Annotated in this window: 8 protein-coding genes and 4 pseudogenes; 5 read left to right on the plus strand and 7 right to left on the minus strand. The window is 67.1% G+C overall.

Annotation, left to right across the window (positions count from 1 at the left end):
* Window positions 1–381: 381 nt before the first annotated feature.
* Window positions 382–633: pseudogene (locus ACFYXB_RS36780) on the plus strand (transposase); the annotation flags it as partial.
* 186 nt (window positions 634–819) lie between these two features.
* Here ACFYXB_RS36780 and ACFYXB_RS36785 read toward each other — a convergent pair.
* Entirely contained in the window at window positions 820–1,623 is an 804-nt protein-coding gene (locus tag ACFYXB_RS36785) for a DUF427 domain-containing protein (RefSeq protein ID WP_389589370.1), read from the minus strand.
* Between the two features lie 238 nt (window positions 1,624–1,861).
* Here ACFYXB_RS36785 and ACFYXB_RS36790 point away from each other — a divergent pair.
* Window positions 1,862–2,603 (plus strand): annotated as a pseudogene (locus tag ACFYXB_RS36790) (HAD family hydrolase).
* Entirely contained in the window at window positions 2,600–4,945 is a 2,346-nt protein-coding gene (locus tag ACFYXB_RS36795; protein WP_389589371.1) for a glycoside hydrolase family 65 protein, read from the plus strand. The pseudogene ACFYXB_RS36790 and the gene ACFYXB_RS36795 overlap by 4 nt, the downstream one beginning before the upstream one ends.
* Before the next feature lie 143 nt (window positions 4,946–5,088).
* Here ACFYXB_RS36795 and ACFYXB_RS36800 read toward each other — a convergent pair whose 3' ends face one another.
* From ACFYXB_RS36800 to ACFYXB_RS36820, 5 genes and pseudogenes are all read right to left on the minus strand, one after another.
* Window positions 5,089–5,211: a DNA-3-methyladenine glycosylase I gene (locus tag ACFYXB_RS36800; RefSeq protein ID WP_389589378.1), complete on the minus strand. Its 123-nt coding sequence runs from the start codon at window positions 5,209–5,211 to the stop codon at window positions 5,089–5,091.
* A gap of 263 nt (window positions 5,212–5,474) precedes the next feature.
* A pseudogene (locus ACFYXB_RS36805) lies at window positions 5,475–6,842 on the minus strand (IS1380 family transposase).
* Window positions 6,843–6,964: 122 nt separating this feature from the next.
* Window positions 6,965–7,576, minus strand: a complete 612-nt coding sequence (locus ACFYXB_RS36810; RefSeq protein WP_389589372.1) for a maleylpyruvate isomerase family mycothiol-dependent enzyme — start codon at window positions 7,574–7,576, stop codon at window positions 6,965–6,967.
* 143 nt (window positions 7,577–7,719) lie between these two features.
* Complete coding sequence (locus ACFYXB_RS36815; protein ID WP_389589373.1) at window positions 7,720–8,151, minus strand: VOC family protein; 432 nt, start codon at window positions 8,149–8,151, stop codon at window positions 7,720–7,722.
* A gap of 30 nt (window positions 8,152–8,181) precedes the next feature.
* Complete coding sequence (locus ACFYXB_RS36820; RefSeq protein WP_389589374.1) at window positions 8,182–8,610, minus strand: helix-turn-helix domain-containing protein; 429 nt, start codon at window positions 8,608–8,610, stop codon at window positions 8,182–8,184.
* Between the two features lie 17 nt (window positions 8,611–8,627).
* Between ACFYXB_RS36820 and ACFYXB_RS36825 the strand changes: the two genes are divergently transcribed.
* Window positions 8,628–8,786 (plus strand): hypothetical protein, encoded by a 159-nt coding sequence (locus tag ACFYXB_RS36825; RefSeq protein WP_389589375.1) that lies wholly within the window; start codon window positions 8,628–8,630, stop codon window positions 8,784–8,786.
* Window positions 8,787–8,828: 42 nt separating this feature from the next.
* Here the strand turns inward: ACFYXB_RS36825 and ACFYXB_RS36830 are convergent, their stop codons facing one another.
* The gene (locus tag ACFYXB_RS36830; RefSeq protein WP_389589376.1) at window positions 8,829–9,125 is read right to left on the minus strand and encodes a hypothetical protein; all 297 of its coding nucleotides are present in this window, start codon (window positions 9,123–9,125) and stop codon (window positions 8,829–8,831) included.
* Between ACFYXB_RS36830 and ACFYXB_RS36835 the strand changes: the two are divergent.
* A pseudogene (locus tag ACFYXB_RS36835) lies at window positions 9,078–9,265 on the plus strand (hypothetical protein); the annotation flags it as partial. The gene ACFYXB_RS36830 and the pseudogene ACFYXB_RS36835 overlap by 48 nt on opposite strands.

Consider the following 9,265-nt stretch of genomic DNA (forward strand, 5'->3'; position numbering starts at 1 on the left):
CGCCCGGACACCGACCCGGACAGCTGGCCCTCAGCAACAGAAAAATCGGCGCACGCTCTGAGGAGGGTGTCAGCCATCGTCGCCGCGGGCGCCGGGGATCCCCGCCCAGCTCACCGAGCTTGCCGCGCAATCGCTTCGTGCGACTCCGCCCTGGGCCGGACGGCGTCGGAGACCGACGCGTCCGAGGACCTGGCCGAGGCCGTCGGCGATCAGCGCTTCGACGTCGTGGTCGACCCGGTCGGCGGCCGGCTTCGCACGGAGACCATGCGGGTGATGGCGCCCTTGGGCCGGATACGGCCCGGACGGTCGCACCGTACGGCGAGACTGACGTCTCGTCACTGCCGGTACCAGAACGGGCCTCCACCGATGTTCATACCGGGTACCAACGCAATCGAGTCGGTCAACGCGCGCATCCGCAAGGCCGTCCGCGCCCGCGGGCACTTCACCAACGAAGCCGCCGCCCTCAAGTGCATCTACATGGCGCTGATGAGCCTGGACCCGACCGGTAAGGGACGTAGGCGGTGGACCATGCGCTGGAAAGCACCCCTGAACGCGTTCCAGATCGCCTTCGAGGGCCGCCTGAGCCCGAGCAACAACGGACACCTCAACAACCAAGATCAGCCGTTAAGTTGACACACCCTTCCGGTCGCCACCTGGCGGCCGGGGCCTCCTGGCGGCCGGGTTCGGCCGCCCGCGCCTGCAGCCAGGTGATGTGAGCGGCGTCCTGGAGGTCCCAGCAGGACGGGGAGACGAGGCGGGATGAATGGGTGCGCGGGAGACGGGAGGCGGCCCCCAGGTGGGGCGGCGCCGCGTGTGAGGTCATGCAGGGTGCTCGTGCTCCCAGATGGCTCTGGTGACGGCGGCGGGGCGTGGCAGCAGGTGCCCGTCGAGGGAGAGGTCTATGTGCTCGTTGTAGAAGGCGACCAGGCCGGCGATGGGCGCTACCTGCCGGGTTGGGAAGTCGTACGCCCAGGCGAGGTCGGGGTGGGTGTCCGTGTCGGTTTGGACAGACCAATAGCCGCTGGTCTTGCCCTTGTAGGGGCAGTTGGTGACGGTGTCGGTGGGTTGCATGCGTGTCCAGTCGATGTGCACGCGGTCGAGGTAGTAGCGCGTCGGGAGGCCGGTCTCCAGCACCATCACCGAGGACGGTGCGTCTGCGAGCATGGCTCCGTCGAGCATGATGCGGACACTGCGGCCCGAGCGGAGTGCGTCGACGCGGGTGTAGGGACTCCTGGGGTGGACGAACACCTGCTCGTCCTCTTCGAACCACGCGTCGATGGCCTCCCAGCGGAAGCTGACGGTGCCGGCGATACCGGGCGGTGTGTCGTCAGCCCATTCCCAGGCCGCGCCGGGGCGGGTGAGCGGGACCAGGCGGAGGGTCTGGCGGCGTGCTGTGCCGATGCGTAGTGCCATGGTCCGGCCCTCGTCGAGGAGGGCCCCCGCGCGGATGTCTTCCCGGGGGATGCAGTACTGCGGGTAGCCGGGCCACAGCCACACGTACTGTGCCCGCACGGTGTCGAGGACCAGAAGGTTGGCTGCATAGCCGCGGATGCGGCGCGGCACAGGCTCGACATGGCCGACCGGGACGATCATTTCCGGGTAGTCCGGTGTGTAGTGCGCCATTGGTCGTGTCCTTGTGGCGGTTTCAGCTGGCCCTGTGGGGCGAAAGGCCGCGCGCGGCCCATCGACACCAGGCAATCACAGGGGCGGCTGTCCGTCATCTTCTGCCTCAGGTAGGCCGGGGGATTCGAGGACACGTGGTGCGATGCGAGCGCCATGCCTCGATGACCGGCCAGTCGGCCCGCCGTTCATTTCGTGTCCGTGGGAGTCGGCGGAGGCCGGCACGGGTAGAAGACCAACGATGGCAAAGTTGGGCCTTCCGGACAAAGTAAGGGCATGTCTGTTCGATCTGGACGGTGTGCTGACCAAGGCTGCAGTTTTTTATGCAGCCGCGTGGAAGGAGGCATTAGATGACTTCCTGCGGCGGCGGGAAGGGTCCGCCTTCCGTCCCTTCGACGCGGTCGCCGACTACGAGCAGCACGTTGACGGTCGCCCGCGCCTTGACGGGGTGCGGGTCTTTTTGGCTCACGCGGAATCGAGCTGCCGGAGGGAAGGGGCGATGATTCACCGGAGCTGAACACCGTGCAGGGGCTCGGCAACCGCAAGAACGCCGTCCTTCTGGAGAAGATCCGCGCGCAGGGTGTCGAGCCGTATGCGGGTTCCGTGCGTTCCGTTGATGTCGTACGGGCGGCGGGGCTGAGCACGGCGGTCGTATCCTCCAGCGCCAATTGCCGCGAGATCCTGATCTCCGCGGATATCGAGGACCGCTTCGATGTGCGGATCGGCGGGGTCGTCGCCGCCGAGCGCGGGCTTGCCGGTAAGCCGCACCCGGACACCTTTCTCGAAGCCGCGCACGATCTCGGGGTTGAACCCCGGGTGGCGGCCGTGTTCGAGGACGCCCTGGCTGGTATGGATGCGGACGTGCCGGTGGCTTCGGGGCCGTGGTGGGCGTCGACCGTGTCGGCCAGACGGACGCGCTACGTCGGCACGGCGCCGACATCGTGGTGAAGGACCTCTGCGAGCTGTTGGAGGGCCACACATGATCAGCCACCCCGCCTATGCCGTCGAGCCGTGGTGTCTGCGCGAGACCGACCTCAACCTGGACGTGCTGGCACAGAGTGAGTCCGTCTTCTCCCTGTCCAACGGGCATGTCGGCTGGCGCGGCAATCTCGATGAGGGCGAGCCGCACGCCTTGCCCGGCAGCTACCTCAACGGTGTGCACGAGCTTCATCCGCTGCCGTATGCGGAAGCCGGCTATGGGTTCCCGGAGTCCGGGCAGACGGTGATCAACGTGACCAACGGCAAGCTCATCCGCCTGCTGGTCGACGACGAACCGTTCGACATCCGCTACGGGCGGTTGCACTCCCATGAGCGCGCGCTCGATCTGCGTGCTGGACTGCTCCATCGCGCTTGCGAGTGGACGTCGCCGGCCGGCAAGACGGTACGCGTGCGGTCCACCAGGCTGATCTCCTTCACCCAGCGGGCCATCGCTGCGGTCGCCTACGAAGTGGAACCGGTGGACGCCCGGACGAACCTCGTCCTTCAGTCGGAACTCGTCACCAACGAGCAGCTGCCCACGCTGACCGGCGATCCCCGGGTTGCCGCCGCTGTGGAGTCCTGCCTTCAGCCCGAGGAGCACCTCGCGATCGGCATGCGATTGCGCCTGGTGCACCGCACGGCACACAGCAACCAGCGTGTCGCAGCCGCAGCCGACCACGTGGTGCAGGGCCCCGTAACCACCCAGACCTCAAGTGAGAGTACGGATGATGTGGGCCGCCTCACGGTCACCTGTGTCATCGACCCGGGACAGACCCTTCGAGTCGAGAAACTGGTCGCCCATGGCTGGTCCGTGAGCCGCTCGCTGCCGGCCGTCCGCGACCAGGTGGAGGCCGCGCTCGCCGGTGCGCGCAACACCGGTTGGCAGGGACTGGTGGACCAGCAGCGTGAGTTCCTTGACGGCTTTTGGCGGCATGCCGATATCGAGGTCGACGGCGATGCGGAAATCCAGCAAGCGGTACGGTTCGCGCTCTTCCACGTACTGCAGGCCGGCAACCGGGCCGAGCAGCGGGCGATCCCGGCCAAGGGCCTTACCGGTTCCGGATACGACGGGCACTCCTTTTGGGACACCGAGACGTTCGTTCTGCCGGTGCTCACGTACACCTGGCCGAACTGCGTCGCTGAAGCCCTGCGCTGGCGACAGGACACCCTGCCGGCGGCGCGTGCCCGCGCCCGCCAGCTCGGACTGCAGGGTGCAGCCTTCCCCTGGCGGACGATCGATGGAGCAGAATGTTCCGGGTACTGGCCGGCCGGCACCGCAGCCTTCCACATCAACGCCGATATCGCCGCCGCCGTCGTGCGCTACGTCTGGGCTACAGGTGACGCGGACTTCGAACGCGAGACCGGCTTGCAGCTGCTGGTGGAGACGGCCCGTCTGTGGCACTCCCTCGGTCATCACGACTCCGGTGGCCGCTTCCACATCGATGGCGTCACCGGCCCTGACGAGTACAGCGCACTGGCGAGGGACAACGCGTATACCAACCTCATGGCCCGGACGAATCTGCAGGCCGCCGCCGACGCGGCCGAGCGTCACGCGGCGCAGGCCGCAGCCCTCGGCGTCGATGAGAAAGAGATGGCCGGCTGGCGTGATGCGGCCAAGGCGATGTCCTTGCCCTACAACCGTGCCCTGGGCGTGCATGAGCAGTCGGCCGGCTACACCAGCCTCGACGTGTGGGACTTCGCGGGCACACGGTCCGAGCAGTATCCCCTGATGCTGCATTTCCCGTACTTCGACCTGTACCGCAAGCAGGTGGTCAAACAAGCGGACTTGGCGCTGGCGATGTTCCTGTGCGGTGATGCTTTCGAAGAAGACCAGAAGGCGCGGAACTTCGCCTACTACGAACCTCTGACCGTCCGGGATTCCTCGCTGTCGGCATGCATCCAGTGCGTGATGGCCGCCGAAGTCGGCCACCTGGGCCTTGCCTACGACTACCTGGGGGAGGCTGCGCTGATGGACCTGGCGGACCTGGAGAGGAACACCCGCGACGGCCTGCATGTCGCCTCCCTCGCAGGTGTCTGGATAGGACTGGTCGCCGGCTTCGGCGGCATGCGGGACCATGGAGACGTCCTGCGCTTCGCTCCCCGCCTGCCCGCAAGGCTCGGACGGCTGGCCTTCTCGCTCCGCGTCCGGCAACGCTGCCTGCGGATCGACATCACTGGCTCACACATCACCTACGCGTTGATGGAAGGCGAACCCCTCCAGATCAGCCACGACGGCGAGGTCATCACCCTGTCCAAAGAAGCGCCGCAGACCCGCCCCGTCGAGCTGCCCACCGCCCTGCCCGAGCCCACCCAACCGCCAGGCCGACGACCCGAACCACGCCGCTGACAACTGCCGGGCACAGGGCAGTTCTCGGCGCGCCGAAGTGCTGTCGGCGTATGCTCATCCGGTCGCTGCATGACGCAGTGGAAGCGGCCCTGGGCCAACTGTCACCCGCTGAGCCGGAGCCGCCGCTGGCCGCTGCCGGCCTACTAACTTGACTTCGCGGGGCAGCCGTCGACACGGTCATCGACAACTCCCACTGCCTGCAGACAGGCGTAGACGATCGTGCTGCCGGCGAAGGTGGAGCCGCGGCGTTTGAAGTCCGTGCTGATCCGGTCGACAGTTCAGTACTGGGCGGCAGCGGTTCGCCGGGCTCCGGATGATTCACGACTGGTTCACCCTCTACCCAGCTCCACAGTTAGCCTCGATTTTGCATGACGGATCGTCAGTGTTGGGCGGCGGGCCGTCTCTGCTTGTCCGGGCTGAGTCTTCTGTTGGTGGGTAGGCCGGGGGCCCGGCTAACGCGTCGGGTAGGCGTCGGGTCCACGGCTCCGAAGGCGGCGACTGCTCGTCGGGACAGGGGCTTTGTTGTTGGTCAGCCGGGTTTCGGCGGGGCTCGCAGGCGGGTGAACGCAGCTTTGATCACGTCGGCCCAGGGCCAGTGTTGGGCAGGGCGCAGGACGCGGCGGCGTCCGGTGGTGATCAGCTGGGCAGCGACGGAGAACAGCCTCAACCGCAGGCGTTTGGGTTCCCACCGGCGGGCGGGTCCGGTCAGGGCGAGCATGGGCATCCAGGCGAGCAGGTCGAGCGCGAGCTGGACGATCTCCAGCCAGATCTGGTTCTGTGCGGTGTCGTGTAGGGGCAGATTGCGCAGGCCGGTCTCGCGAGCGGCGCGGATGCGGTCCTCGGCGCGGGCCCGCTGGCGATGCCGCAGCTCCAGCTGGGCGATCGGCGTGTCGGTGGCGAAGCAGGTGATCCGCATCCCGTCGGCGTCGGTGAAACGCAACTGGGCGCCAGTGTACGGCCGTTCCTTGCGGACGATCAGCCGCATCCCCCTCGGCCAGCCGGTGAGGACATCGCCGGCGAGTTCAGCGACCCAGGCGCCATCGCGGATCTGCCCGTCCGGCTCGATCGCCGGCGTCCAGGCCGCCTCCGGGATCTTCAGCACTGCGGCATGGATGGTGTCGGTGACGGTCATCCCCACCGAATGGGACAGCCATCGGCCGCGTGCGGTGGGTCAGTTGAGGAACGCGTGGGTGCCGCCGGCAGAGTCGGTGCGGATCAGGGTGCGGCGTCCGCGCCGGTAGCTCTTCGGCAGCTGAGCCAGGGCCGCCCGGGCGGCTTCGATGTGGTCGGCGGCGGCGTTGCTGCCCGCGTTCCCCGGCCGCAGTAGGCCGGCGACCGGCTCTCCGGCCCCCTCGCGGCCGTGATCGACGAACGCGAACAGCGGGTGATGACCGAACGTCTTCTTCCAGGTCTTCGCGGCGTCCTCCTTCTCGGAGTGCGCCAGGACCAGGACGCCGTCGATGTCCACGAGCACCTCGCCGCCCGCGTTCGGGGCCGCTTGGCCGGCCAACTTCCAGACCTGTTCGCGGATTTCGGACCGAGCACGGCGGATCGCGGCCAGGGCGCGGGGACCGGCTGCGGCGAGAGTGTCGACCAAGCGGGAGACGGTCGGGTCGGAAGCGACCGGTCCGAACACGGAGGGCTCGGCCCGCAGCATCGCGACATCAGCCAGGCAGTCCCCGCCCAGGGCCACGGCGAGCGCGACGTCCAGCAGGATCTTGCCAGGATCATGGACCGTCCGGTGCTTGCGCCATGGTGCCAAAGCTGTGGATATCGCCATGTCCAGTCCAGCCGTGCGGGCGGTCTCGACCAGCAGAACGGTGCCGGCCCGCGAGACCAGGCCGCGACCATCGCCTTCGATGCGGGCACGTGGGTACAACCCGCTACGCTTGTTCACCCGGAGAGTGCAGCTTCCTCGACGACGACAGGATCCTAGACAAGTCCCATCGTCCCAGGTCAGCGACACTCCTCGTTCTTTTGATCACCTGTCGGATAGCCCGCTCGGTGGACGTGCGGGGCTTAAAGCGGCTTGCCCTCGAGGTGTGCGTACGGAAGCGACCGGCCGCAGAGCGCGAGCGCGAGGTCGTCGGCCGTTCCACATAGCGACGAACCCGCGCCCCAGGACCAATCAATGTCGGTGGCTTGCAGGCTACGCCCGTCAATCTCGACACCGAAGTGGCTGTGACCACCGCCGTCGGTGAGGCCATCGAGGACGACGATCATGGCCTCATCCGATGACCGTCGCGGCACCCTGAGCGGAACGGTGACGTCGAGGCCATGGATGACGACATGGTTGAGGGCGCCGTGGTAGCCGCCGCCCGGCGGCGTCCAGTGGTGCATGACGTCGGTACGCAGGTTCGCGACAAGCTCGGTGGTGGCGAGGGTGGCGTCACGGGCGGCAATCTGATTGGACAGCCGTGTGAAGTCAAAGTCACAGTCGCGCAACTCGGCCATGAAGGCTTGTTCCGAATAGCGCACCGGCATGGTCAAGTGAGCGATGACCTCACGAATACGCCAGCCCTCGCACAGCGACGAGGTCTCCCACTGCGCATCGGAGATCGAATCGAGCAGGTCCGCCAGAGCTAAGAAGTTGTGGGCCAGGAGAGGTTGAAGGCTGGCGTCGTCGGTCATAGTGGTCGCTCCTGTTGTCCAGGCGTGCGTCGCGCGCCTCGATGGATAGCGTGGACGAAGCGGTGTACATCAGTGTGAAGATCAGGCGTTACCACGCGCGATCTCCGGTGGCGTGTCCGCCACCGGCCGCTCCGGGGGCGACCTCAGGCGCGGTCCATCGAGAACTCGAGCACCTGCGTGAGGCGGATGTTGTTGCCGGATGGGTCGCGAAACGACGTATCAATGCCGTAGGGCTGCCGTGTCGGCGGGTCGTTGAAGATGACACCCCGCGCGGAGAGTTCGTCGTATGCGGCCTGGCAGTCGTCGGTCTCAAGGAACAATGTGCCGCTCGCGCCCTTGGCGACCAGTTCCGCGAGTTGATCAGCAGTCTCCGCGTCGAACATTGGCGGCTTCGGGATCGGCATCAGCACGAGCCCCACGTTGCCTTGACCGACCGGTCCGACGACCAACCACCGGAACGTCCACTCCTCCATGGTGACATCCGCTCGCACCTCCCAACCGAGCGTCCGTGTGTAGAACGCGAGGGCCTCTTCTTGGTCGTGCACCCAGAATTGCGTGTTGGCGATCTTGATCACCGGACCTCCTCGGATCGGGTGCAAGTCACGCTACGTGTCACAGGACGCATCGGCTTCTCGAAACGTGCGGTTCTGCGGACGACCGTAGGCACGAGCGATGCAGTCGGGGACCCGGATGTGCCGTCGCGCGGGCGGAAAGCTCGCTCGGTAGGCGAGTGGTGCCACGCCGAACACGCGCTGGAAGCTCGTGGTGAACGAGCCGACGCTGGCGAGTCCAACCGCAAAGCAAATCTCGGTCACGGTGCGATCGGTGTTGCGCAGCAGCGTCGCCGCGCGCTCGAGACGGCGCGTCAACAGGTACTGGTGTGGTGGTTCGCCGAACGTGCGCCGAAACTCACGGCTGAAATGTGCCGGCGACAGCCCGGCGACGCGAGCCAGGTCCGCAACCGTGAGCGGCTCGAAGTACCGGGCATCGGCAAGGTCTTTCGCCCGCAACAGGTGACGGGCAGGCGGCACCATGCGTCGGAGTATCGCAGATGGTGGACAACCGATCGGACCGCGCGTCGATCGCGGACAAGCCGACCCTCGAACGCACCCACAAGGCCGTCGCACCGCGGTCGCAGGCCGGACGCGACCGCCCCGCGTCCGCCGCCTCCGACACGGACGGGCGGGTACGACCCGCTACCTTCACCTGAGGAGTGCGGCCCTCTTGATGGCGATCAGGACTTTAGAAAGCCCTATCGTCCCAGGTCAACGACACTCCTCGCTTCATTGATCACGCTTCGGCCACCGCGGTCATGGAAGCGCGAGGTTAGGTTCACCGGGTGCGTCAGCGGTGAAGTTGCGGCCGACGAGGTCCGGCACTTGGCCGGCCGTGGCCTTGGTGAGGCTGTACCTTTTCGGCTGCGGCTGGCAGGGCTCAAGTCCCAGTTCGCGCATGAGCCTGCGCTGCGGACCAGTTCCAGGCTCGCGGTGACGCCCCAGCGGTGCAGCTGGGCCTGGATACGCCGGTGTCCGTAGGTGCCGTCGGACATGTCGAAGGCTTTCTCGATGAGCAGTTGTCGGCGACGGCTGAAAAGTGGTTCTGGATCACTTTCAGTGCAGGCCTGACGGACGGTCACCGCCGCGTCGTTTCCGGCACGCGGGTCAGCGGGCGAGGAGGACACGCTTGCGC

The organism is Streptomyces sp. NPDC002619 (assembly GCF_042889305.1).
In the GTDB taxonomy this organism is placed as follows: domain Bacteria; phylum Actinomycetota; class Actinomycetes; order Streptomycetales; family Streptomycetaceae; genus Streptomyces.